This is a genomic window from Paenibacillus sp. J22R67 (assembly GCF_059692175.1).
Genome location: NZ_JCAUAX010000001.1, coordinates 764,664 through 789,911, shown reverse-complemented (window position 1 = coordinate 789,911; position 25,248 = coordinate 764,664). Strand labels below are relative to the sequence as shown.

The window sequence follows — 25,248 nt, the reverse complement described above, 5'->3', positions numbered from 1 at the left end:
TTCAACCTAGTCAAAAACCATGGTATTCTAGGTTTATAAGACAACTAAGGGAGGCAAGAAATTGCTATGAGTATGAACAAGTTGAATATTGGTGTAATTGGAGCAGGTTCGATTTCCGAAATGCATTTCGAGTCCTACGCGAAACAGGCTAACGCTAATTTATATGCGGTGTGCGATCTTAACCGCCAAAGAGCAGAGGAAAAAGCAGCAAAGTATAACGTGGAGAACATCTATACGGACTATCATGAATTGCTCGCTAATCCAGACATAGATGCTGTTAGTATTTGTACATGGAATAACACACATGCTGAGATAAGTATTGCGGCCTTGCGCGCTGGGAAACACGTTCTCGTAGAGAAACCGCTTTGTAAAACCGTAGAGGAAGCGCTCCGCATTCAAGACGCTGTCCGTGAAACAGGCAAAACGCTGCAAGTAGGTTTTGTCCGCAGATATGATGCCAATGCTCAGTTGGTCAAGTCCTTCATCGACAACGATAATTTGGGTGAAATTTATTATGCGAAAGCGTCCTGTCTACGCCGTTTAGGCAACCCTGGTGGTTGGTTCGCAGATACGGAGCGTTCTGGCGGGGGACCTTTGATCGATATTGGCGTTCATGTCATCGACCTATGCTGGTATATGATGGGCAGACCGAAGCCGGTTTCCGTCAGTGGGAATACGTATAATAAGCTTGGAAACCGCGCGAATGTTCGTAATCTTTCCTTTTATAAAGCGGCTGATTATGATGTTGCTCACAATACGGTTGAAGATATGGCAAATGCTTTGATTCGCTTTGAAAATGGAGCATCCCTGCTGATTGATGTCAGCTTTACGCTGCATGCCAAAAAGGATGAGATCGCTGTTAAGCTTTATGGGGACAAGGGTGGCGTGGAAATTGAGCCTGAGCTTGTTTTTGTAACGGAAATGAACGATACGATTCTGAATATGTCCCCGCAAACGGATGCGAAATCGATTAACGTGCCGCAAGCTTTTCAAAATGAAATCAATCATTTCATCGAGAGCTGCCAAACGGGCCGTACACCGATAAGCCCTGTTGAAGACGGCGTTAACATGATGAAAATGTTGTGCGGTATTTATGAATCAGCTGCAAAAGGCCAAGAAATCAAATTATAGTCCGGTAGAAACTAGCATGGAGGTATTCATATGAAATTGGGCGTTAGCACGTATAGTTTATTTCAAGCGCTGAAGTCTGGCGAAATGGACATCATGGCGGTCATCGATTGGATTGCAGATCAAGGCGGTGAGCATGTTGAAATCGTGCCGCTCGGTTATGATTTGCCTGGTAATTTTGAGCTGGCGGACCGTATTCGCGAAAAGGCGGAATCCCGCGGCATCGAAATCTCCAATTATGCGATTGGCGCTAACTTTCTAACCGATTCCGATGAAGCTTACCACAAGGAAATTGAGCGGGTAAAAGGTGAAGTTGATCTTGCGGCAAGACTCGGCGTCAAAAAGATGCGGCACGATGTCGCGCAAAGCGCGGACCGTTCAATTGCAAATTTCAATAAACAGTTAGAACGAATGGCTGAAGCCTGCCGTCAAATAGCTGACTATGCCCTAACCTACGGCATTACGACAAGCGTTGAAAACCATGGTTATTTTGTTCAGCACAGTGACCGGGTTCAAGCTTTAATCCAAGCCGTAGACCGTCCGAATTTCCGGACGACACTGGATGTGGGTAATTTCATGTGCGCTGACGAGAACTCTGTAGCTGCCGTGAAAAATAACATTTCCTATGCTTCAATGGTCCATATCAAAGATTTTTATCTGCGTCCGTCTCACCAAAATCCAGGTCAAGGCTGGTTCCAAACCTTGCAGGGTAATTACTTGCGCGGCGCTATTGTGGGACACGGAGATATGGATATGAGAGAAGTGCTTCGCGTTATCAAAGACTCTGGTTATGACGGTTACATTTCCTTGGAGTTTGAAGGTATGGAAGAGTGCAAAACGGGGACGTTGATCGGGTTGCAAAACATCAAAAGATTATGGGAAGATATGAAATAGACAGCAATTCATAGCTATGCGAAAGGTGTTGACAATTCGAATGAATCCAATTGGTATCATGGTGGACAGTCTCCGACTTGGTGTGCGGGACGGTTTGAAGAAAGCGAAGGAACTTGGCGCAGACGGGGTGCAGATTTATGCAGTATCCGGCGAGATGGACCCGGCGAATTTATCACCCGGAGCACGTAAGGAGCTGAAAGACTACATTGCCTCACTTGGGCTTGAAATCTCAGCATTGTGCGGCGATTTGGGCGGTCATGGTTTCCAGGATGCTACTGTGAATGCGGAGAAAATCGAGAAGTCGAAGCGTATTCTAGACCTTGCTGTTGAGCTTGGCACCAAGGTTGTTACTACGCATATCGGTGTCGTGCCTGAGCAAGCGAACGATCCGATCTATGAAACGATGCACCGTGCATGTGAGGAATTAGGGGTATATGCCAAAAGCTTAGACGCTTATTTTGCCATCGAAACGGGTCCAGAACCTGCTGCGCACTTGAAAAGCTTCCTGGACTCCCTGTCTACCAACGGAGTTTCGGTTAACTTCGACCCTGCGAATATGGTCATGGTTACAGGCGATGATCCTGTTCAAGGTATTATCACACTTAAGGATTATATCGTCCATACGCATGTAAAAGACGGTATTCGCCTGCGTGAGGCTGATCCGCGCGAAGTGTACGGCTCTCTAGGATACAAGCCGATGAGTCATGAGCAAATCGCCGAGGCCGCGACATCCGGGCCGTATTACCGCGAGCTTGCTCTGGGTGAAGGGCATGTAGATTTTGCGCGATACTTTCAAACGCTGCGTGACATTGGCTACAAAGGCTACTTGACGATCGAGCGCGAAGTTGGGGATCAGCCGGAGAAAGATATCGCAAGCGCCATTGCATTCATACGCAAATATCAATCATAGAAGCTGGGACTGAGGAGATGATTTTATCCTCGGTCCTTTTTTTGTGCATCTCTGGACTTTTCCCCACTTTTTAAAGACAGAAGCCCAAGCGCTTTTACGTTTATAGATGGTAAAGTGGTTCTATAAACAACAAATCTTATGGGCTTGTGTATATAAAAGGAGCTGAATTTTCTTGACAATCGCAAACACTGCACAACAGATATGGCAGCAAATGATACGAGATCACAGCGGGAATTGGGGCATGGATATTGGGCATTGGGATTGGGTACCAGGTGTTGGTTTGATTGCCATGCTTGAGTATTATGAAGCTACGGGGAATCCCGAAGTGCTGTCTTATCTGCAAGATTGGGTCGAACAGAATAAAGAGAAGGCGAAAGGAACGAAGGTTATTAATTCCATTGCCCCGTTTGCCATTTTCCCTGCCCTGAACCAGCTTCAGGATGACGTATGGTACAGGGATGAGGCGATCCGGATCGCGGAGTGGATGATCAAGGAAGCACCTCGTACGCGAGAGATGGCCTTTGAGCACACGGTGACGGAAAATGCGGTGTTCTCAGAGCAGGTGTGGGCAGATACGATTTTCATGGCCGTATTATTCTTGGCCCGGACCGCTTCGCTTGTTGGGAGCACGAAATATGCTGAAGAGGCTCTGCAGCAGGTGCTCATTCATCTCAGCGTGCTTCAAGACGAGAACAGTGGTGTGCTGTTTCATGGGTGGAACTGTGACTCCGCGGACCATATGTCAGCTGCACGATGGACACGAGCGAATGCGTGGGTTGCGGCCGGTGTGCCACTAATTGTGAAAGAGCTCGCACCACTCGTTCCTATTCCAGAGGAACTTAAAGTGAGATATGAGCGTTTAGTCGCCGGTCTTATTTCATATCAACAGGCAGATGGTTTGTGGAGCACGGTTATGGATCATCCTGAATTTTACCGGGAGATTTCCGGCAGCGCAGGAATCGGCTATGGCATTCGGAAAGCGATGGACCTGGGTCTCATCGCGCGTAATGACCGAAATCAGGCAGCTACCGAGAAGGCGTTGACCGCAGTACTTTCCTCCATTTCGGAGGATGGCGTAGTATCTGGCGTATCTGGAGGCACTCCGGTGATGAAAAGCATTACAGCTTACCAAGAGATCCCTCAGTATCCGACTTTGTACGGGCAAGGACTTGTGCTCATGCTGCTAGCAGAAACATGCCGGAACCAAGGAGATACCTATCATGAGTAAAGAAACCTTGATCGAAGATTTGCAAGTATGGAATAACGCATATGTGCCTGCAAAAGGATTGGTACAGATGCCTTTGACGGCAACTTATCATACCGCTTTGAAAAGGGAGTCGCATCCACAGGTGCTGGCACTATTTCCATCCATGAGTTATGCGTTCGATTTGCTGCAGCATGGGAAGCGGGATGGAATTGAAAGAGCGGCTGATATTTTGCGAGTCCTTCTTCCTTTGCAGGATAAAGATGCATCGCGTGATACCTATGGGATTTGGCCTTATTTTTATGAAGAATCGCTTGATGAAATGGATCGTCCGGATTGGAATATGGCGGATTTCCATGGGAAAAAGCTGGTTTTAATCTTGAAATTGTATGCAGATCTGCTGCCGGCGGATGTGGTGAAGCAAGTTCGCGAGTCTGTTTTTCATGCGTGCCAAGCGATTATTAAACGGAATGTAGGACCTCATTACACCAATATTGCCATTATGGGAGCCTTCGTCACGCTAGGAGGCGGGGAAGCACTTCAGGATGAAGAGATTCGGCAGTACGGTTTGCAGCGATTAAAGCGGTTTTATGAATTCACGAATGGTATCGGTGCATTTTCCGAGTATAACAGTCCATGCTATACGCCGATTGCGATTCAGGAGCTGAATAGTATATATAAAAATACAAATACTGCTGAAGCCATTGGGATGGCAAGCGAACTGCTGGACCTTGCGTGGCGCATGATTGCACAACATTACCATGCGATCACGCAGGAGTGGGGCGGTCCATACAGCCGTACATATCATACGATGCTAACAGAACGGGATCGCAGGTTTTTAAACGAAGCGCTTAGCGATGATCAAAGCGCAGATACAAACGGCATCCGCTGCCCAAATCAGTATAAGTCGTATTTCAAAACAGATGAGGAACGTTACTTCACAGAAGCTACGATGATGGAGTCTGAGACGGGTTATCAGTGTTATGCGACAACCTATCAAAATGAGAAATTCACCTTGGGCAGCTATACCCATGGAAGTATGTGGAATCAGCGGCGGAATCTGATTGGCTTTATCGATGCCGGCAGTGGAAGAAAGGTTTCCGTCCTGCTGCAGTTCTTAAAAGACGGCAAAGATTTCTGTTCAGCAATCTTTACGGGGGTTCAGTCTCGCGATGAGATCCTGTATGGGTTCAACTTAGCCACTGATAATGGCGCTTGGCATCAGGATCTGGACATCATTAACGGGAGATTCCAAGCGAGTGACTTGCGCATCCGGATTGCCCTTGGCGGCGATGTGGAACAATTGGAGCTGCCGATCGTGCAGGATGAGAAAAAGCTGAGTACCGTGATCGGCAAGACTAGACTGAACCTGGAAGCGATTCTTGACGAATCGGATTATGGAACTTTAGAAGCGAAGGTGGAACGGGAGCCTGGCGCTTTGAACTTGGACTATGTCATTTATGCGGGGACATCGCGTGATTTTGATTTCCACGAGCTGCAAAAAGCCGTGTGGATGTTTGCACTCTCCTTAGGTGAGGCACAGAAGACGCCGCCTAAGTTCAAGCTTACGCCGCAGGAGGGAGCTATTACAGCGGAGACAGGGCATGGCGAGGATCGCATGTCGATTACGCTTCCGGTTGCACCAGGCAAGACCGACGAATTGTACCGGGGCACTGTTGCACAGCTTCCCCAATCTCTGCTGCTCACGCTGAAATAGAAGAAACAAGCCAGAAGGTCTACGATGACTTTCTGGCTTGTTCTGTTTGATGTTCTCCGTTGTAAAATCAACCCCGAGCAGCACTCATTGCTTCCTTGCGATACTGCTTGGGTGTGCGAGCGGTGCCTTTTTTGAACACGCTAAAAAAATGCGAAATATCGCCAAATCCCGTTGCCGCTGCGACCTCGGTGACTGGCAGATCCGTTTCTCCCAGCAGTCGCTTCGCTTTATTCAAACGATAGTCGGAGAGGAACTGTTTCATCGTGCTGCCAGTGGTTTCCTTAAACAAGTTAAACAACCGGGAGCGCGAAACGGGAAAAAGTTCAAGCAGGTCGTCGACATGCAAATCCTCTTGATAGTGTGCAATCAAATAGGAGAGTACATTACTGATCAACCGCTCATCCTCCGACCTGGGGGAGTCAGAATTAGCAGCCTCGTTATGCAAACCAAACAGCAGGAGGAAAAATTCTGACATGCATTTTAGCACATTTAATTCGAAATGCGGCTCTTTATTTTTGAGTGTTTGTTCTAGCTGAGCGAGCAGCATGTGAAGTTGATCCAGCTGTTGCACCGTTAAGAAGTGATGACTTGATTCAGGATGGATCGCCTTTAAGAACCTGGAGATCGACAAGTCAGTCGTTCGGCAGAGTGCATGGAGCCCCTCCATATAAGATTCATCGATGGAAAGGACGTACCTGTGGAAATCCGTGTCTAACACATGATAGGGACGATGAATGACGTTTGGCTGGATGACTGTCAGTGTGCCGGCATGCAGGGGATACAATTGATCGCCAACAATGTAAGAGCCTGTCCCTTGGAGAACAAAATAAAATTCGTAACCATTATGGGCATGCAGAAGCTGCTGATGCAGCGGCGACTTGCGCAGCTCGCAATGCACAGGATAATTCGCCAGAAAATGATTCGTAAAGTCGTCAATGGCGTAAGCACGGACTGTCGCAGGAATCGTTTTGCTCACGAATTTCGCCTCCTTGTTGTCACTAACTGCACTTACTATAAGAGATAGGCTTGTATGAAGACAAGCTTTAACACTTATTTCCCGAGAATTCGTTGGAGTATGGGATAGCTGAGTTCCAACGATGATTTTCATCGTTGCGGCACGCGGCGACCACATATGAGTGACCGCAACGATATAAAACATCGTTGGGAGCAGCAAGGGGTGTGGTAGTCAGGTTTTTTTGTAGCTCCAACGATGATTTTCATCGTTGGAGCGGGTAAAAGCGGCGCCGGAGGTACTATAACGATGTAAAACATCGTTGTATAGGATCATTGGGAGCGGTTGAAGCGGTCTTGAACAACTGCTTACGGACAGTGTAGACCTTATTGGAAGAAAACAAGGCTCCCCGAAATTCTAACGGACACAAGAGCAGCTATTCACATTAATATCTTAAAAATCGGCTGTGAATTGGACGAATAACGGCACTTGAGTCCATTAGAGTTGAGAAAAGCAGAATTTAACGTGAATAACGGCAGTGAGGTCCGTTATATAAAGACAGAGTGTGCACATCCTCATCCGGTGCCAGCACGGCTTTCCCACAGTGCTCCCGCAGTGCTCCCGCCGTGCTGCCGCGGAGGCAGTTATGGCTGGCCAGCACCTTATTAGCTTGCTGCGTTTCTCGCTGCTGGAAGCTGCCCCGCTCAGCCCGCGAAATAAATCGCAGCCAGAAAAACAAGCTGCATAACCGTACGCACCGGCAGTGTAGGCGTAGGCGCGCCGCCAATCGTTAATTTATTGCGGGCGGCACGCACATTGGCCGGGAACATCGCGACGAGCAGCACCATCAGGCAGATCGAGGCCGCACGGGATGTAATAGGAAACAGGATGCCGATCGCAGCCGCAATTTCCAACCAACCCGTGACCGTGACTATGAAGTCAGGTCTCGGGAAAGCCGGGGGAACCATGCGGATCAGGTCAGGCCTTCTTTTTCCCCAATGAGCAGAAGCAGTTAGAAGCAGCATGACGGCGACTGCTCCTTGCAGGGGCGTATGCCAACCTTGGAAATGAGACAAACCGAGCAGTCCGAGCACCCAAAATATCAAATAGGAAACAATCAAAGCATAAAAAGGAATCATCTTAAGTCCTCCTTTATCTTTTAAGTAATTGTGTCATCATACTGGCGAAATCTTCAATTTGAAACTGGGCAGCCACCTTCGGAATTGTAGAACGGACACGCAATCCGAGGGAAAGAAGAACAAACATGTCGGCTGTTTTATCCGCATCCACCGATTCCGGAATAACGCCGTGCGATTGGCCAGTGACGATCCACTCTTTAGATACTTGCACGGAACGTTCGTAATACAACCTGAGCGTTTCGGCAACGGATGGCTGATCTTCTTTTCCGAGCAAGTAAATCAATACTTTGTTGGTCACTTCCTGCGCATCATCCAGTGCTCGGAGGTTCTCTAGGATTTTCTCCATTGGTCCTTCGAATGTGGCGCCACCTTGTTGTACAACATCTTGAAAGCGTTCATTCGTTGCATCCAGCCGCTCCTGAAGCACCCAGGCGAAGATTTCATCTTTACTTTTCACATAATGGAAAATAGCACCTTTGGATAGACCAGATTGGTCCATAATATCCTTCATGGTGATCACTTCACACCCTTTTTCGCGGATGAGCTCTTTGGTTGATGCCAGCAGAACTCCCGTTGTTTGCTGTCTGCGCTCCTCTTGTTTCAACACCTACACTCCTTTTTCATATCCGTGTGATAACTCCATTATAAATACCGACCATCGGTTTGTAAATAGATTTTTTACCACAAATTGGATTGATTTAGACGGACAGAAAGGGTGCGCTATCTCCGAAGTGTATACGGTGTCAGGTCTAAACAACATACTGCAGCATATAGGGGTCATACAACTTGCAAAGACGAAAAGCAATTCGTGTTAAATTAGAAAAAATGCTGTGGTTCTGCCCTGTGCTCATTATTGCTATTGGGAGTCTTCCGAATGTTACGGAAAGTATGTGGTGGGATGCGTTCGGGGTGCTTTTATTTGTAACAATCATCATCATCTGTGGAACAGGTTTACAAAAGGAAGAAGAAAATTAATATATTTATAATAAAAAATTAATGTTTATGCTCTATCATAGACCTAAGGGAGTGATAGATTATGACATCTTCTTACTTCGATCAATGGTTGGATGAGTATAATGATTATATTAGGCTCTATGAGATTTTTGGTGATAAGGAATATTTGGATGAAGCAATAGAAATACGCAATAGTTTGCAAGTGATTGTAGCTAGGGCCGAAAAACATAAATTAATCGTTTCGAAAGTGATGAGCAGCCAGATGCACGCCTATGGCAAAGCCTATCTCTAATCGAAACGCGAACAAATAAAAACAGACTCTAGCGCAGTTAATGCGTAGAGTCTGTTTTTCATAGAGACATTTTATTCGGCCGCTGCTTCTAATTGTGTATCTGACTCCGGCGTCGTGTCCAGCTTTTGTGTGCCGAGTATCGTGACAAGAACGGTCTCAGGATCGGTGAGAACCTCAACGTTCTTGGGGGCTTTCAGGTCGGCAACGGTGAGATGCTCACCAATACTAAGATTGCTTATGTCGAGCGAAATGGATTCCGGCAACTTGTTAGGCATGCATCGTATCATGACTTCATGCGACTCCACTTGGAGAATGCCGCCTTCCTTCGTGCCCTTGGCTTCTCCAATAAAGTGAACAGCAATGGTGGTATCTAGCTTTTCCTTCATATCAATTTGCAAAAAGTCAACGTGCAGCAATTGACCTGTCAGCGTGTCCTTTTGGACGTGATGGATGATGACAGATTCCTTAGAATTCGAGGGCAAAGCTACTTTCAGAATAGCATGCGGATTGCGTTTCAGTGATGCTCGGATTTCTTTTTCCGGGACGGTGACGTGTTCGGAATCCATACGAGAGCTGTAAACTACAGCGGGAACTTGACCTTGTTCTCTCAATTTCTTCACAGGACCTGTTCGTTCAGATAGTAAAATCGTTGTACTCATGTTCTGCACCTCCGTAGCATAGTTAGAGCGGCGTTCAGCCCTATAACTGAATTACCCGCTAACGTGAGCAGTGAAACAGGAAATAAATAGGAAGATTTTTTTTATTTTGGGCTTCTTTATCTTACCAATTGAGAGTAAAATAGAGGACAAGAGGAGGATTGATAAAGGATGAGTACACTGAAAAGTTTCACTGATTCTGATCAACATATTTCGTTGGAGTTGAGAGATGATCATCTGACTGTGCTGCGTTTACACGGTGAAACGTCTATTTACCCTTTCAAAAATATTACTCTTGCCTCTGAGCCGATCCCAGAATACCCCCTGAACCGCGTGGCGCTCACGGTTATTGATTTCAACACTGGTGTAACCGATTTCAAATTTTCTTCTAGTAAAAATGATTTTGAGATTTTCGTGCAAAAATTGATTGAGGTTCATAGTGAGTTTGTACCTAATCATTAAAATCACAAATAAGTGATGTATCCTATGAGGATAGGCGAGGCGACTCGTTCTATCCTTTTTCTATTTGATTGTTATGATATTGATTTCGGAAAACGTCTGGGGTTAAACCAACGGATTTACGAAAGGTTGAAATAAAATGGGAAGCATCAAGAAAACCCGTTGTTTCCGCGATCTGCTTAACCGTCAAGTTATGCCCAGTAATGAGCAGCTCTTTGGATTTCTGAAGCCGAAGCTGCAGCAGATATTGATAGGGTGATAGGCCAAATGCTTTGCGGAAAAGCGTATTGACGTGCTGGGGACTGACGCCTAGCTCATCGGACATCCAGGCAAGTCCGACATCGGCAGAACCAAAACTTATCTCCAATTGAAATAAGAGCGGCAATAAGCGTTCATGGCTCTGGGAGAGGGAGGCGCTTTTGTTGACGTTTCCGTGCTTTTTGAGCAAAGTGAGAAATTGATAAACTTCTAGCGAGCCGTTCATGCCAGTGAAGTCATAGCTATAACGATATTTTTCGTAAAAATATTCGTGTATGCTGGCGAGTGGAGTATCCATGCCCCAGCTGACCTGGGTGGATAACGGGAACTCCAGGGCATAAGCGATGGAGGCAGCGAGTGCGCCGTCAAAGGTTAGATACCAGGTCGACCATTTGGTGGAGAGAACTTTGCACTCATGAGGAATACCCGCGGCTAGCAGCATACCTTGATTCTCACCAAGCTTAATCGATCGATTGTCGAGGATGATCTCACCGGCACCTTCAATCGTTTGCAGCCAGTGAAAGCAGGGATAACCTTCTTCCCGCTTGTAATTAAGCTGCTGACTCTCATATCCGACCGTTTCCAGGATCAAGGGCAACTTACGGTCCGTCTCGGTGATGACGAAAAATTTCCTGTAATCTATAGCCATATGAGCAGAGTCATCTCTTTCATTTTTTAATATGCCATGCGTAGTATCTTATATTTTATTAGAGAATATTGTCAGTTACAATAAAAACATCGTTGATAATAATACAACACCAATAAAGTGAGGTAATAACCAATGGCTAATAAATACGTCTACACACCACCTTTGAACGGCTTCCCAGAATGGAATAATAATCCACAGATTTTTCAGTTAAACCGTTTGGAAGCGCATGCAACTTTAGTGCCTTATCGCTCAGAAGCTGATGCGCTCGCAGGAGTTCGGGAAGCATCTGACTTCTATCAGTCTTTGAATGGAACCTGGAAGTTTCATTTTGCGGAGAATGCTGAGGGGAGACCTCAAGAGTTCTATAAACGCGACTATGATTGCAGCGGCTGGTCCGACATTCCGGTGCCATCCCACTGGCAGCTGCAGGGGTTTGATTTTCCGCAATATACGAATATCATCTATCCGTGGGTGGGTCACGAAGAGGTGAAACCTCCTTTTGCCCCTGTGAAGTACAACCCTGTTGGTTCGTACTCCCGGAGCTTTACGATTCCGGCATCTTGGGCGGAGCAGCCTGTTTACTTGAGTTTTCAAGGCGTTGAGTCAGCTTTTTATGTATGGGTGAACGGTGATTTGGTGGGCTTTAGTCAGGATTCCTTCACACCCGCGGAATTTGATATTACGCCGTACTTGGTTGAAGGCGAGAACAAGCTCGCTGTCGAGGTTTATCGGTGGAGCGATGCAAGCTGGTTGGAGGATCAGGATTTCTGGCGGTTAAGCGGGATTTTCCGCGATGTCTACCTGTACGCTACTCCTGTCGCACATATTGCGGATTTCAAAGTGCTAACGGATTTGGATGATTCTTTCGAACATGCCGAACTGCGCATTCAGGCGAAAGTTACGAATTATGATGGTCTTGGCAAGGGAACGCACCGTGTAGAAGCTATTTTATATGACAGCGAGCACAAGCCGTTATGGCATGCTCCTCTATCTGCTACAGTTGACCTAAGCGGCAATCTGAAGCAGGATGTGGAGTTATCTGTTAAGGTGGAAAGCCCGGCGCTATGGAGCGCGGAAAAGCCTAACCTCTATACGCTGGTTTTGAGCTTGAAGGACGAGCGTGGAGCCCTGTTGGAAACCGAGAGCTGCAAAGTAGGCTTCCGTAAGTTCGAAATTCACGACGGATTGATGAAAATCAACGGCGAGCGCATCGTATTCAAAGGCGTCAACCGCCATGAGTTTGACACAGACCGGGGCCGCAGCGTCGATAACGACAGCATGCTTGCAGATATTTTGCTGATGAAACGATTTAATATCAACGCCGTGCGCACGTCCCATTATCCGAACAATGCACGTTGGTATGAGTTATGTGATGAGTATGGATTATATGTAATTGATGAAACAAACCTTGAAACACACGGATCGTGGAGCTATGCCCAAGAGGAAGAAGGGGATACGGTACCGGGCAGCAAGCCTGAATGGACGGAGGCCGTTCTGGATCGCGCGAATTCCATGATGCAACGAGATAAGAACCATCCTTCGATCGTGATTTGGTCACTTGGGAATGAGTCGTGGGGCGGGGATAATTTTATTAAAATGCATGACTTCCTTCGTGAGGCGGATCCGTCCAGGGTTGTTCACTACGAGGGGGTATTCCACTGCCGGAGCTCTGAAGCGTCCTCTGACATCGAAAGTCAAATGTACACCAAAATTGAAAAGATCGAAGAGTACGCGAATAATAAACCGAAGAAACCATTTATTTTATGTGAATACAGTCATGCGATGGGGAATTCCTGCGGTAATTTATTTAAATATTGGGAACTGTTTGATAAGTACCCGATTCTCCAAGGTGGTTTTATTTGGGATTGGATCGACCAATCCATCCGTACAACAACGCCTGATGGTGTGACTTATCAAGCTTACGGCGGCGATTTCGGGGATAAGCCGAATGATGGCAATTTCTGTGGGAACGGATTGATTTTCGCCGATCGTACACCATCTCCGAAAATCCATGAAGTGAAAAAATGCTATGAAAATGTGAAAATAACAGCGGTTGATTTGGCAAAAGGTCAAGTAGCTGTAACGAATCAATTTTTGTTCACGGATCTTAACGAGTTTAAATGGACGTGGACGATCGAACATAATGGCGTTGTTACTGGCGAATCGAGGAATGGTCAATTCAATGTGAAGCCAGGTGAAACAGCGACAATTGAACTCGAATTGGATCCGTATGAAGCTGTCAGGCCGAATGATGAGTTCGTGCTCACAATCAGCCTTCAATTGAAAGAAGATACCTTATGGGCTTCACAAGGGCATGAGATCGCATGGGAGCAGTTCTTGCTGCCTGTCCGTCAGGCGTGGGCACTTACCGACTTGGTTGCACAAGCAGAATCTGCTGCAGCGGTGTCGGAGCTGAGCGGTGTGCAGATTACCACCACGGCTGAAACAATTACGCTGAAAGGAAGCCATTTCTCGCTTCAATTCGATGCTGCAACCGGCAATATCACTTCCTATCAGTACGAAGGAAGCGAGTTGTTCCTGACAGGCCCATCGCCTAATTTCTGGCGCGCTTACACGGATAACGATCGCGGCAACAAGCATCATATTCGATGCGCGCCATGGCAAGAAGCAGGCAGCGGGAGAACGCTGCAAGCTTTGCAAGTGAAGTCTTCTAGGGATGGCCGCGCAGAAGTTCACGGTTATTATGAACTTGCTACAACGCCAGCTTCAACTGTGAAACTAGTATACACGGCATCGCCGGATGGGGAAGTGGAGGTGCGGATGGAGCTTGTTCCCGGCGCTAACCTGCCTGAAATTCCAGAAATCGGCATGATGCTGGAGCTGGACCGTTCCTTCCAGCAATTAAGCTGGTATGGCCGCGGGCCGCACGAAAATCATTGGGACCGAGCAACAGGAGCGAAGTTGGCGCTGCACAGCGGAACGGTCGAGGAACAATTCGTTCCGTACTTACGCCCGCAAGAATGCGGCAATAAAACGGATGTCCGCTGGGCGACACTAACGGATAGCGCGGGCCGCGGACTCCGTATTACAGGGCTGCCGACCGTCGAATTGAATGCTCTGCCCTATTCGCCTTCGGAATTGGAAGCTCATGACCACCCTTATAAGCTGCCAGTCAGTGAGAAAGTTGTGCTGCGCGTTAATTACAAGCAAATGGGTGTTGGCGGAGATGATAGTTGGGGGGCACGAACGCATCCGGAGTTCACCCTGTTCGCCAATCGCACGTATGCCTACTCGTTCAGCTTTAAAGGGATCTAAAAAAGAGCTTTCATAGCGCGACCGAGGTGCGTGAAGTCGCGTGAGGTGCGTGTAGCGATGTTTTACATCGTTACCGCATCTCACGCGGGGCTATCTTATGCTGCAATGATGGTTTGCATCGTTGCATAAGCATCCGCCTTGCGCATCCTAGCTGAGTAGGGCGTGTAGCGATGTTTTCCATCGTTACCGCATCTCTCGCGGGGCTATCTTATGCTGCAATGATGTTTTACATCGTTGCAGTAATCACCGGTGCGAAAGCCACTCCTGATCGCTAGAAAAGTTAATTATTTGAATAAAAAAGGAGCTAAACGCTTGATCATGTTTAGCTCCTTTGCTTTTGGCGTCCATTGTTTCTAGCTGACTAATGCGATACAGCGCCTTGTTCCTGAGTTGGATCAAGTTTTTCTTTGCTCATCGCGATGGCACAAATGAAGGCGATCACTGCCGGAACAATGGTCCATGCGAATGTGAGAACGATCGAAGACGATAGAGCGCTTGAGATTTTTTCTAAAATTGGACCTGGGATGTCCAAACGTTTGGTCGGATCAAGCAGGGTATGTGGGTCGCTCGTAGCCATGCCAGCGGGCATTTCACCTTGCCCAGCGAAGGCGTCTGACAGCTTTTTAGTAAATGCGTGGCTTTGGATAATTCCAAAAACAGTAATCCCCAGGGTCATTCCTAAGGAACGAAGGAAATTCAGTGTGGAAGAAGCTGAACCACGTTGTCTCGCATCGAAGAGATGGATCGCGGCATTACTCAAAACGGAGAAGGAAGCCCCGATACCTAGACCGACGATAATCATATAGATCGTTACAAGCCAGCGTGGCGACTCAGGAGATAATGTCGTTAGTAGCGCCACTCCGCCAGCTAGAATAAGAGTTGTAGGAATCATGATGGCGCGATAGCTCACTTTGGTCATTAAGAAACCGCCGCCTGTTGCCGTTACAACAGAACCTAACATCATGGGCAGCAAAACTAAGCCTGAGTTGGTCGCTGTTCCGCCAAGCACACCTTGAACAAAGATTGGGATATACACAGAGGCTGTAATAAAAGCAGCTCCGCTAAAGATGGCTACGGCATTACTGGAAGCATACAACCGGCTTTTGAACATAGCAAAAGAGATAATCGGCTCGGCAGCACGGCGTTCTACGAAAATGAAGATGATCGTTAACACAGCGAACAGTGCAAATAATCCGAGGATAACCGATGAATCCCAAGCATATTTTTTGCCGCCTAATTCAAGCGCGAACATGATGGAGACGATGGCTCCGACAAGTGTCATTGCCCCCCACCAATCGATCTTCTGTTTCGAATGTTCAACGGATTCTCGGTAAAAGAAAGCGATAAAAATAAAGGCAATCAAACCAAGAGGCAGGTTAATATAGAAAACCCATTTCCAATTCACATAATCCGTGATATAAGCGCCAAGCAGGGGGCCGAAAATACTGGACATTCCAAAAACGGCGCCGAATAATCCGCCTAATTTGCCCCGGCTCTCAATCGGTACAGCATCGAACATAATGGTAAAAGCAATCGGTACTAGCGCACCGCCGCCAATCCCTTGGATCGCGCGATAAATGCTGAGCTCAATAATCGAATTAGCCGTTCCGCATAAAATGGAGCCAAGCATAAATACGACAATCCCGAAGATGAAAAACTTTTTGCGTCCATACATATCGGACAATTTCCCGAAAATCGGCATGCCAGCCATCTCCGCGACCATATAGGCGGAAGTGACCCACACGAATTTGTCCAATCCGCCTAATTCCCCAACGATGGTGCCCATAGCTGTCGCTACAATGGTATTATCCATTGCTGCCATCAGAATGCCGAGCAGCAGACCGGCAAGAACGATGCCTATTCCTTTATTTTTGGTTTGTGTTGACATGAAGTTGGTGTTCACCGCTTTCTACATTAAATGATGGTAACGTGAGTGAGATTTGCTTTTAAACCTTTTAATAAGGCATATGTGCCTTTATCCATCTTAGCCCCGTCAAATATTGCTTTTTTGACATCCGTTTTAAACGAACAGCTTTGAAAAACGGCATTACGGAATGAAGTCCCTTTTAAACCTGTATGATGAAACGTAGTTCCGGTAAAAGTTAGGTTATCCAAACATACCCCCATTAACTCCGAAGAGCTGAAGTCTGTTTGGTCAAACAGGCAATTCCGGAAAGTAGCTCCCTTAAGGTTGGATTTTTGAATCCTAGCATGGGTCAAATTAGCGCCATCAAAATTACAACGGTCTAAATTGCTGCATTTAAAAGAAGCATTCGTTAAGTCCGAATAGCTGAAATCTGAGTCCTGCAGGTTACTGTAATTAAACTTTCCGTCATGGACCTGAGTGGCTTTTAAATCCGACTTTTGCAAATTTTGTTTGGAAAAATCAAGGCCAACGACTTGTTGCAGTTTCGTTGTGTTGGCATGGATGCTTTCGATGAGCTCAGAGATTTCGCCAATGGAGGCGATAGTCCGCTCATAGGCAGCTTTCTCATCTAGGCCATCCTTTTGCAAATCGCTGAGTCTTTCCTCTAAATCATGATAAAGCTCTTCTTTTAACTCCCTAATGGGTTTTAAATCCTCGTAATTGGAGAAAACTTCGTCCAAATAAGCAGAAAGTTTTGTGTGCAAGGACGATTCCACCTTTCTTATAAGAATAAATCGAGTATGTTTTTTGCATGTTCCCAGTTCCGTTTGTTTGTATCAAATGTTTCCTTGCCTTTGTCGGTGAGCCGATAATACTTTCTTCTGCCGCCTTGTGTTTCGTCTCCCCAGTAGGATGTAATGTTATCTTCCTGCTCTAGGCGTTTGAGACTGGCATACATCGTAGCCTCTTTGAGCTCGTATTCTCCACCAGAAGTTACTTGTACAAGCTTTGAAATTTCATAGCCGTATTTATCACCTGACATCAAAAGTTTAAGAATGATGCTATCCGTATGTCCGCGAATAAGATCAGATGTTATTTTCAAGTCAAAGATGACCCTCACCTCCTGGTTTACATTATAATCAAGAGTACTTTGTCTGTCAATGTAGTCCTGCGAATGAGATACATCTTTCATTGACCGCACAGAACGGGGATGATAACTTAGAAGTAGACTTAAGAAAAATTGTGCAATATCCGCTTGGAAGTGCGTGTTTATTTAGAAAGGTGGTTTTCATCGTGGCAATGAATCCGGCGCAAACCGTAGTAGGGCTTGTAGGTACGGGTGTTATGGGCAAAAGTATGGCGGGACATTTTATGCAGGCGGGGTATCAAGTTCATCTGTACAATCGGACAAGATCCAAAGCACAGGAGCTCGTGGATCAAGGGGCGCATTGGCAGGAATCACCTGGTCAATTGGCTCAGCAGTGTGATGTGATTATTACGATGGTAGGTTTCCCAAGTGATGTGGAAGACATTTATTTGGGCGAAAATGGTATTTTGCAAAATGCCAAGCCAGGAAGCTATGTCATCGATATGACAACGTCCTCTCCCAAGCTTGCTGTGCAAATTGAGAATGAAGCGCGTTCTCGCGGGTTATTTTCACTTGATGCACCTGTTTCAGGCGGAGACGTTGGGGCGAAAGAAGCGAGACTGTCAATTATGGTGGGGGGCTCGCGTGATGCATTTGACGCGGTGTTGCCGCTATTTGAGAAAATCGGCACGAATATCGTCTATCAAGGGGAAGCGGGAGCAGGCCAGCATACCAAAATGTGCAACCAAATCGCGATTGCCAGCAATATGATGGGCGTGGTCGAGGCACTTGTTTATGCGGAAAAATCAGGACTAGATCCATCTACTGTGCTTAAAAGCATTGAATCAGGCGCGGCAGGCAGCTGGTCATTAAGTAATTTGGCACCGCGGATGATCGCCGGCAATTTCGCACCTGGCTTTTATGTGAAACATTTTATTAAAGATATGAAAATTGCGCTTCAGTCGGCTGAAGAAATGAATGCGAAGCTGCCAGGACTTGCTTTGGCCAAATCACTGTATGAGCAGCTGGCTGCCAGCGGTGAAGAAGACAGCGGGACACACGCGTTGTACAAGCTGATAAGCAAACTTTGATTGACCAGACTAAGATCGGGAGAGAGGGACGTCTGTGAAAATTGTCATTGCACCTGATTCTTTTAAAGGCAGTTTAAGCGCAAAAGAGGCTGCTCTTGCTATAGCGAAAGGCATTCAGAAGGCTGCTCCCTCATCGGATACCGTGCTTGTTCCAATGGCTGACGGCGGCGAAGGAACGGTAGATAGCCTCATTAGTTCGACACAGGGGAGCAAAATCGAAGTTACAGTAAGCGGTCCTTTAATGGATGATGTGACAGCTGAGTATGGTGTGCTTGGCGACAATGAAACCTGTGTCATTGAGATGGCCACGGCTTCAGGGCTTTATTTGATCTCAGAGGAACAACGAAATCCATGGCTAACAACAACCTACGGAACAGGACAGCTTATCAAACACGCCTTGGATCATGGGTATCGCAAGTTTATTTTGGCGCTTGGCGGCAGCGCAACCAATGACGGGGGAAGCGGCATGCTTCAAGCGCTCGGGTTAGCCCTTCGAGATGCTGAAGGACAACCAGTTCCGCAAGGAGCGATAGGTCTCCCGAAGATTCGCAGCATTGATGCGGCGGATTGGGATGCAAGGATAGGTCAGTCGAGTTTTACGATTGCCTCTGATGTGGTAAACCCGTTCATCGGCCCGCAAGGAGCGTCCTATGTGTTCGGCCCTCAGAAGGGGGCGACCCCTGAGATGGTGCAAGAGCTGGATGAGGTGCTCCGTCACTGGGCGGATATCATCGAGGCACATACGGGCATAGCCGTTCACCATCTGCCTAGTGCAGGGGCTGCGGGTGGGCTTGGCGGCGCGTTCCAAGCTTTCTTTCCTTCAACGGTTCAGCGCGGCGTTGAGATTGTAATGGAACAAAGCAACCTGAGCCATCACTTGGAGGGGGCTTCTCTCGTTATTACGGGAGAGGGACGAACAGATGCGCAGACGGCTTCGGGCAAAGCTCCTATGGGTATTGCTCAAGCTGCGCAGAGGCTTGGCGTTCCTGTTTTTGTGTTGAGCGGTTCCATTGGAGCTGGCGTGGAATCCCTGTATGACCATGGCATCACGAGCATACATAGCATCGTCAATGGACCTATGTCGCTGCAAGAAGCTATGGAGAGGACCGAGGAGCTGCTGACGCAAAAAGCGGAGCAGGTGATGCGGACTTATCTGGCTGCGAAGGTGTAACTTGTACAACCTTGGAGAAATGAAAAGCCTATTTACCCTCCCGTGTAGGATGGTAAATAGGCTTTTTTTTGAACAAACCATGTACCCTAACGTCATCTTATGCGCACTATTCCATCAACCTTTTCACCGCACAGCCAACTTCCGCCTCAGCTATCGCGTTTGATCTTCAACTATCCTCCCGATAGATTAATGAGGCTACCACTCGTTTTCACAGCGGTAGCCTCAATTTTTTATGCTTAATATTGTCCTTTAATTACAAAAAACGAGCCCCGAATTGTTCCAGCTAGTTTAGACTTCTGTCTGGCAAACTTAAACTTCTTCTCTTCTAGCTCTATTGGTACCTCCATCCCTTCAGAAAGCTTAAAACCAACAGCCCGTTTCTTAGGGTCATCAACCGTATACATGACATTGATACCAAGACCATCCTCATAAAAGACGTAGGTAAATTGGATATTTTCTACTTGAAAACGCGACGTTTCTAAAGGTTTGGCCGTAAACGCAATATCGCGTTCTTTCAAAATCCGGTTCACATAATCAATGTTCTCCTGACTTTCGCTAGCGGGTACGACGGTAAATTCATGTTTGTATTTGTTCATAAAGTAACGGGCTTCATTAGCACGTAAACCAGCGAGCGCTTCTGCTACAGGTGAAGACTCTAAACCAACCGAAGAAAGATTTTTGAAATCAACGATATAAGACATTATCAACACTCCTTTTTATGAATAGATTAAATAATTTGAAATGAAGGACATCCCATTAAAGCTTGCGGCTTTTCGGACGAAGCGCCCAGGAGGCGATGCTAAGCGCGGCATAGAAAAGGGGAAGAATAATATGGAAACCGTAATCACCGTAATCGTTAGCGAACGCATGAGATAGGGCCGCGCCCGTCATTAGAAAAAAGATACCACTATAGGCCCACTCCTTAAGCCGAGGAAAACCTGGAATTACGATGGCAATGACTCCAAGCAATTTCCATCCTCCAAGAATGTTCGTGATATATAGCGGGAAACCAATAGTGGTCACTAGCTCGACATTCCCCCCATATCGCATCAGTTGCCCAATACCGCTTAATGCAATTGAGAATGCGAGTATTATTGTAATACTCCAATAAGCGACCATTCTTCCAGTAGGACGGGTTACTACTTTCGCAATTTTTTCATTACCGGTAATCGTACTCATTTTCATTCCTCCAATGATCTCGTTTACTTTTTAACAACCGAAACCTTGTTCATGCCGGCATATACATGGCCTGGAGATACACTCCTTTTTTAAATTGATCAAATAATTTGTTTTCACTTGATACGTTTATACTAACTATAAAATGTATCAAAATGTGATACTGTTTAGAGGTCCCCATCACCACCGCCCAAAACTTTAGGGAACTGGAGTCCCCTATTCAGAGGAAAACGAGGGAACGCTAGTTCCCTCTGACAATGCTGCAAGGTCTCTTGCATCGGCGGAAACATACAAAGAGTCTGACGGGTTAACACGTCAGGTCACAGATAGCTACTTTCCCAATCCCGCACTATTCCGCCAACCTATTCACCGCACAGCCAACTTCCACCTCACCTACCAAAAACAAATTTTAAAGAACATAGCGAGAATTCCGCTACGGCTTCACATGAGGGAACTAGAGTCCGCTATTCCGAAGAAAACGAGTTTTTTTCTTGTTGAGCGGAACTGTGGGGTCTTATTTGGCCACCGCGGCACGTTTATCGTGGAAATGTGGCAAAATAGATGACCGTAGTTCCCCGTGTTGCTGGAAAACATGCCTTTTCAGGGGAATAGAGGCCTGTAGTTCCCCATAAGCCGTCGCTCGCGCCATCCGCCTGATCACTCGCTACTCGAGCGACCGTCACACTTGCCAAAGCATGCTCGCTTCACGAGGAATCATCGCCCTCAAAAGAGCCCGTCCCCTCATTTCAGGAATATAACTGTTTCTTGAACAAAAATAACGGTTTTTTATTTGGCAAATAAAAAATACACAATGTATCATTTGAGAGGTAGTGAGAAACATGGACGAAGCATCATCAAGTTACTTAGTTACGATGAAAGGGGCTGAGAATAGCCAAAATAATCTAGTCCACGCTGTAATTGTAAAGGAAGAGTTGGATGCGCTTCCAATAGTGTTCTACCTAATATTCTTATAAATAATGAATGTTTATATCAATATCAGTTTCAATTATAGCTAATATTGACCTAGCACTTGAAGTCCTTGCTGGAATTAAGTCTAAAGTCCCGATGGTGATCCAATTATCTCGCATCATCCGACAAAATTCAGTATAATAGAAACATAATGTATCATAAAAACATCATTTTCTGACAAATTACGCGACATATCTCCGATAAGGAAGGTGACAAAAAGCATGACGAACAGAAAATCCAGTCTCGCTAAGAAAGCGCTTACTATAACCGCTGGCTGCATGGTGATGTTTAGCAGCATGGTCGGAACAGCAGCAGCCGATGTACAAACAAACAATCAGGGGACGACATCAGGCGTTCAATTGGAATATTTGGATCGTGGCTTGGCGGCCGTTGTCAAAGGCAATGGCGTGTTTCTCAGTTGGAGACTGCTTGGTAATGAGGTAACAGGTTACTCCAGCACGGGATTAACGGGGACGAACTTTAATTTGTACAGAGATGGCACGAAGATTGCCACGATCGACGACAGTACGAATTATTTGGATAGCACAGGAACGGCTGCATCGCATTACTACGTAGCCGCAGTCGTGAACGGAAAAGAAGAGGATAAAAGCGCCTCCGTTACACCATGGGGCAGCGGTTACTACGATTTGAATTTGAAAAAGCCAGCAGATGGGGTAACACCAAAAGGCGAAAATTACACCTACAAGGCGAATGACATGAGCGTTGGCGATGTGGATGGAGATGGCCAATATGAGTATTTCGTCAAATGGGACCCGTCTAACTCCAAAGACGTCTCTCAAAAAGGTTACACAGGAAACGTATATGTAGATTGCTACAAGTTTGACGGGACGTTATTGTACCGAATTGATCTTGGCGTCAACATTCGGGCCGGCGCACATTATACGCAATTCATGGTTTATGATTTCGATGGCGACGGAAAATCAGAGATGATGTTCAAAACAGCGCCGGGTACGAAGGTCAGCAAGTACGATGCTCAAGGTAATGTAACATCCACGAATTACATTACAATGCCTGGCGAAGACATTGCCAAAGGTTACTCCAATACAGTCGATTATCGGTTGAGTGCCCAAGGTTACTACGATCATGTGGTGAACATGTTCATGAATTGGGATAAGCATCCAGAGGTGCTTAACGGTTCATGGCCTAAAACCTTGGAAGAATGCTTCGGCATCGCCAAAAAGTATTCTTACCCGCTTTCTGAAGGGGATGCCAAGCTTTTAGCGGATTATTTTATAGATGTGTATGCTCCAAGTCGAAGCACGAATAACAAATTGCGGGAATTCGAAGGATTTATTGTCGATGGTCCAGAGTATTTATCTGTGTTTGAAGGCGCGACAGGCAAAGAAATGGAGACCATCCACTATAAGCCGGGGCGTGAAGATGATGGACTTATGTGGGGGGATTACGCGCTAGGAAGAATTGAGCCGGCCAACCGTGTGGACCGATTCTTAGCAGGTGTGTCCTATCTGGATGGCCAGAATCCGTATGCGATCATTGCCAGAGGTTACTATACGAGAAGTACGATCGTGTCGTATCGCTGGAATGGTAAACATTTAGAGGAGTATTGGTTCGTAGACAGCGGATGGGTAAAAATGACGAATCCATTCAATGACACGCCTCATGGCAGAGAAGGCTCCAATCCTGCGTATGCGACACTGACAACGCAGGGAGCTCACTCCTTGACAAGCGCTGACGTAGACGGCGATGGCAAGCAAGAAATTGTTTACGGTTCCTCAACAATTGACCATGATGGCAAGTTATTGTACAGCTCCGGAGATACGATTGCTGCAGGACCGAATACAGGGAACTTTGCGTTTCTCGGCCATGGAGATGCCTTGCACGTCACGGACATTAACCCTGATCGTCCTGGTTTAGAAATCTTCATGGTTCACGAAGGTGCGACAAGCGTACCTTACGGTTACTCCTTCCGTGACGCCAAAACAGGTGAGATCATCTATGGCGCTTACACAGGGAAAGACACTGGTCGTGGTATGATCGGCGACGTTGATACAAGCAAAAGAGGTATCGAAACATGGGCTACTGCTCTACGAATGGCAGATGGTACAACATTAGGAACTTCCATGCCTGGTACCAACATGAGCATCAAATGGGCTGGCAACATGACGACACAAGTTGTGAACGGTGCGGATGGTTCAACGCCTACGATTGACGTTTGGGGTGGGGCTAGAGCACTGACGGCTTCAGGCACGACGACAAATAACTCTACGAAAGGGAACCCATCCCTTGTTGCCGATATTTTTGGTGATTGGAGAGAGGAATTGCTCGTTCGCAAGACGGACAGCTCGGCTATTCGGATTTATATGAGCACGGATGTAACGAATCACAAGATCTACACGTTGATGCATGATCCACAGTATCGAGCTGAGATTGCAAGACAGAACACAGCATACAATCAGCCAGCGTATACGAGCTTTTATTTTGCCTCAGATACGGACTGGTCGAAGGTTCCGATTCCAAACTTAAAGCCTTTCGCGGTAGGAGGCTCCTTGAGCGGTCCTGACGCTGTCGCTCCTGGGCAATCTTTCAATGTTACGTACGGACTGGAGCATGTTTCCACGGAAGTCGTGGCTGAGGATATTACCATTGATGTGGATACGACCAAGTTGGATATTAACAATACACCTCCTGTTTCATTGGACGAAGACACATTCAAAGTCGTTGATTATAAACTAACACCTGGCAAGCTTCGCATTCTTGGCGTTCACTTCGGTGACAAGCAGGCGCGTCCGAACGGTCCGCTTTTCTCCATCGGCTTGACGGCCAAATCCTCCGTTCAATCAGGCGTAGGAACTGCAGCCGTCTCAGCGCTAACAGTTGCGAACAGTGAAGGAACGGAGCAGCAATTGCAGGGCAGTTCGTACGCTGTACAAATTGGCTCTGGAGACAAAACGCAGTTGAATACTTTAATTGCTGAAGCACAAGGTGTGATTAGCAGCGCTGTTGAAGGCGGCCATGTTGGAGAGTATCCTTCCGGCTCCAAAGCGATTCTGCAAGCAGCTATTGATAAAGCGATTCTGGCTGCGAATGATCCGACTATCAGTCAAGAGCTTATTAATCAAGCGATTGCTGAGCTTTCCGCCAAACTTCAAACTTTCCGTCAATCCGTGGTTACGAAGGTTGCTGGTGACTATACGAATGATGGCAAAGCAAGTATCGGCGATTTGGCGCTTATGGTTAAAGCGTATGGCAAAACGGATCAAAGCCCAGATTGGAATGAGTGGAAACAATTTGACATCAATAACGATAAAGTAATTGATATCGAAGATCTTTCCGCACTTGCTCAACTGATTATTAACGAGGACTTTTAAGCTGGCTATTACTGAACTTAACGGGCGGGAAGGCAGGACTTACGCTGCT

Annotated in this window: 24 protein-coding genes; 12 read left to right on the top strand and 12 right to left on the bottom strand. The window is 46.6% G+C overall.

The features are described from left to right. Positions 1 to 72 precede the first annotated feature (72 nt). The 5 genes from AC58VC_RS03865 (at position 73) to AC58VC_RS03845 (ending at position 5,853) form a co-directional block, all read left to right on the top strand. Positions 73 to 1,131 carry a Gfo/Idh/MocA family protein gene (locus tag AC58VC_RS03865; RefSeq protein WP_497367900.1) on the top strand — a complete coding sequence of 353 codons (1,059 nt, stop codon included), beginning with the start codon at positions 73 to 75 and terminating at the stop codon, positions 1,129 to 1,131. Positions 1,132 to 1,161: 30 nt separating this feature from the next. Continuing rightward, positions 1,162 to 2,022, top strand: a complete 861-nt coding sequence (locus AC58VC_RS03860) for a sugar phosphate isomerase/epimerase family protein (protein WP_497367500.1) — start codon at positions 1,162 to 1,164, stop codon at positions 2,020 to 2,022. A 28-nt stretch (positions 2,023 to 2,050) separates the two neighbouring features. Next, entirely contained in the window at positions 2,051 to 2,932 is an 882-nt protein-coding gene (locus AC58VC_RS03855) for a sugar phosphate isomerase/epimerase family protein (protein ID WP_497367899.1), read from the top strand. A 172-nt stretch (positions 2,933 to 3,104) separates the two neighbouring features. After that, positions 3,105 to 4,160: a glycoside hydrolase family 88/105 protein gene (locus tag AC58VC_RS03850; protein WP_497367499.1), complete on the top strand. Its 1,056-nt coding sequence runs from the start codon at positions 3,105 to 3,107 to the stop codon at positions 4,158 to 4,160. Then, complete coding sequence (locus AC58VC_RS03845) at positions 4,153 to 5,853, top strand: DUF8769 domain-containing protein (RefSeq protein WP_497367498.1); 1,701 nt, start codon at positions 4,153 to 4,155, stop codon at positions 5,851 to 5,853. The genes AC58VC_RS03850 and AC58VC_RS03845 overlap by 8 nt, the downstream gene beginning before the upstream one ends. A gap of 67 nt (positions 5,854 to 5,920) precedes the next feature. Here AC58VC_RS03845 and AC58VC_RS03840 read toward each other — a convergent pair whose 3' ends face one another. The 4 genes from AC58VC_RS03840 to AC58VC_RS03825 form a co-directional block, all read right to left on the bottom strand. Then, entirely contained in the window at positions 5,921 to 6,829 is a 909-nt protein-coding gene (locus AC58VC_RS03840) for a helix-turn-helix domain-containing protein (protein ID WP_497367497.1), read from the bottom strand. A gap of 496 nt (positions 6,830 to 7,325) precedes the next feature. Then, positions 7,326 to 7,544 (bottom strand): hypothetical protein, encoded by a 219-nt coding sequence (locus AC58VC_RS03835; RefSeq protein ID WP_497367496.1) that lies wholly within the window; start codon positions 7,542 to 7,544, stop codon positions 7,326 to 7,328. Further along, complete coding sequence (locus tag AC58VC_RS03830; protein ID WP_497367495.1) at positions 7,510 to 7,944, bottom strand: DoxX family protein; 435 nt, start codon at positions 7,942 to 7,944, stop codon at positions 7,510 to 7,512. The genes AC58VC_RS03835 and AC58VC_RS03830 overlap by 35 nt, the downstream gene beginning before the upstream one ends. A 13-nt stretch (positions 7,945 to 7,957) precedes the next feature. Beyond that, positions 7,958 to 8,548, bottom strand: coding sequence for a TetR/AcrR family transcriptional regulator (locus tag AC58VC_RS03825; protein ID WP_497367494.1), 591 nt, complete (start codon positions 8,546 to 8,548; stop codon positions 7,958 to 7,960). Positions 8,549 to 8,730: 182 nt separating this feature from the next. Here AC58VC_RS03825 and AC58VC_RS03820 point away from each other — a divergent pair, with 182 nt between their 5' ends. Both AC58VC_RS03820 and AC58VC_RS03815 read left to right on the top strand, forming a co-directional pair. Beyond that, positions 8,731 to 8,919, top strand: a complete 189-nt coding sequence (locus tag AC58VC_RS03820; protein WP_497367493.1) for a hypothetical protein — start codon at positions 8,731 to 8,733, stop codon at positions 8,917 to 8,919. A gap of 61 nt (positions 8,920 to 8,980) precedes the next feature. Next, positions 8,981 to 9,190 carry a YodN-related protein gene (locus tag AC58VC_RS03815; RefSeq protein ID WP_477503025.1) on the top strand — a complete coding sequence of 70 codons (210 nt, stop codon included), beginning with the start codon at positions 8,981 to 8,983 and terminating at the stop codon, positions 9,188 to 9,190. A 71-nt stretch (positions 9,191 to 9,261) separates the two neighbouring features. On the opposite strand, the gene AC58VC_RS03810 is transcribed toward AC58VC_RS03815, so the two are convergent. Next, positions 9,262 to 9,849, bottom strand: a complete 588-nt coding sequence (locus AC58VC_RS03810; RefSeq protein ID WP_497367492.1) for a 50S ribosomal protein L25 — start codon at positions 9,847 to 9,849, stop codon at positions 9,262 to 9,264. A gap of 168 nt (positions 9,850 to 10,017) precedes the next feature. On the opposite strand from AC58VC_RS03810, the gene AC58VC_RS03805 reads away from it, so the two are divergent. Next, entirely contained in the window at positions 10,018 to 10,308 is a 291-nt protein-coding gene (locus AC58VC_RS03805) for a hypothetical protein (protein ID WP_497367491.1), read from the top strand. A 49-nt stretch (positions 10,309 to 10,357) separates the two neighbouring features. Here AC58VC_RS03805 and AC58VC_RS03800 read toward each other — a convergent pair whose 3' ends face one another. Then, positions 10,358 to 11,212, bottom strand: a complete 855-nt coding sequence (locus AC58VC_RS03800; protein WP_497367490.1) for a helix-turn-helix domain-containing protein — start codon at positions 11,210 to 11,212, stop codon at positions 10,358 to 10,360. A gap of 132 nt (positions 11,213 to 11,344) precedes the next feature. Here AC58VC_RS03800 and lacZ point away from each other — a divergent pair, with 132 nt between their 5' ends. Then, positions 11,345 to 14,488 (top strand): beta-galactosidase, LacZ type, encoded by a 3,144-nt coding sequence (gene lacZ, locus AC58VC_RS03795; RefSeq protein WP_497367489.1) that lies wholly within the window; start codon positions 11,345 to 11,347, stop codon positions 14,486 to 14,488. 361 nt (positions 14,489 to 14,849) lie between these two features. Here lacZ and AC58VC_RS03790 read toward each other — a convergent pair whose 3' ends face one another. The 3 genes from AC58VC_RS03790 to AC58VC_RS03780 are packed head-to-tail and all read right to left on the bottom strand — an operon-like array spanning position 14,850 to position 17,466. After that, the gene (locus AC58VC_RS03790; RefSeq protein ID WP_497367488.1) at positions 14,850 to 16,376 is read right to left on the bottom strand and encodes an MDR family MFS transporter; all 1,527 of its coding nucleotides are present in this window, start codon (positions 16,374 to 16,376) and stop codon (positions 14,850 to 14,852) included. A gap of 26 nt (positions 16,377 to 16,402) precedes the next feature. Continuing rightward, on the bottom strand, positions 16,403 to 17,119 hold the full coding sequence (locus AC58VC_RS03785) for a pentapeptide repeat-containing protein (RefSeq protein WP_497367487.1): 717 nt from the start codon (positions 17,117 to 17,119) through the stop codon (positions 16,403 to 16,405). A gap of 17 nt (positions 17,120 to 17,136) precedes the next feature. Continuing rightward, positions 17,137 to 17,466, bottom strand: coding sequence for a PadR family transcriptional regulator (locus AC58VC_RS03780; protein ID WP_497367898.1), 330 nt, complete (start codon positions 17,464 to 17,466; stop codon positions 17,137 to 17,139). Between the two features lie 188 nt (positions 17,467 to 17,654). On the opposite strand from AC58VC_RS03780, the gene AC58VC_RS03775 reads away from it, so the two are divergent. Together AC58VC_RS03775 and AC58VC_RS03770 are read left to right on the top strand one after the other, a co-directional pair. After that, positions 17,655 to 18,533 carry an NAD(P)-dependent oxidoreductase gene (locus AC58VC_RS03775; protein ID WP_497367897.1) on the top strand — a complete coding sequence of 293 codons (879 nt, stop codon included), beginning with the start codon at positions 17,655 to 17,657 and terminating at the stop codon, positions 18,531 to 18,533. Between the two features lie 34 nt (positions 18,534 to 18,567). Next, a complete protein-coding gene (locus AC58VC_RS03770; RefSeq protein WP_497367486.1) occupies positions 18,568 to 19,704 on the top strand; it encodes a glycerate kinase in 1,137 nt (378 codons plus the stop codon). Positions 19,705 to 19,940: 236 nt separating this feature from the next. Here the strand turns inward: AC58VC_RS03770 and AC58VC_RS03765 are convergent, their stop codons facing one another. The 3 genes from AC58VC_RS03765 to AC58VC_RS03755 all read right to left on the bottom strand — a co-directional run bounded on the left by AC58VC_RS03765 (position 19,941) and on the right by AC58VC_RS03755 (position 21,563). Next, positions 19,941 to 20,405, bottom strand: a complete 465-nt coding sequence (locus AC58VC_RS03765) for a DUF8821 family protein (protein ID WP_497367485.1) — start codon at positions 20,403 to 20,405, stop codon at positions 19,941 to 19,943. Between the two features lie 55 nt (positions 20,406 to 20,460). Then, positions 20,461 to 20,883, bottom strand: a complete 423-nt coding sequence (locus AC58VC_RS03760; RefSeq protein ID WP_497367484.1) for a DoxX family protein — start codon at positions 20,881 to 20,883, stop codon at positions 20,461 to 20,463. A gap of 533 nt (positions 20,884 to 21,416) precedes the next feature. Continuing rightward, complete coding sequence (locus AC58VC_RS03755) at positions 21,417 to 21,563, bottom strand: hypothetical protein (protein ID WP_497367483.1); 147 nt, start codon at positions 21,561 to 21,563, stop codon at positions 21,417 to 21,419. Positions 21,564 to 22,070: 507 nt separating this feature from the next. Between AC58VC_RS03755 and AC58VC_RS03750 the strand changes: the two genes are divergently transcribed. After that, positions 22,071 to 25,199: a rhamnogalacturonan lyase family protein gene (locus AC58VC_RS03750; RefSeq protein WP_497367482.1), complete on the top strand. Its 3,129-nt coding sequence runs from the start codon at positions 22,071 to 22,073 to the stop codon at positions 25,197 to 25,199. Positions 25,200 to 25,248 lie beyond the last annotated feature (49 nt).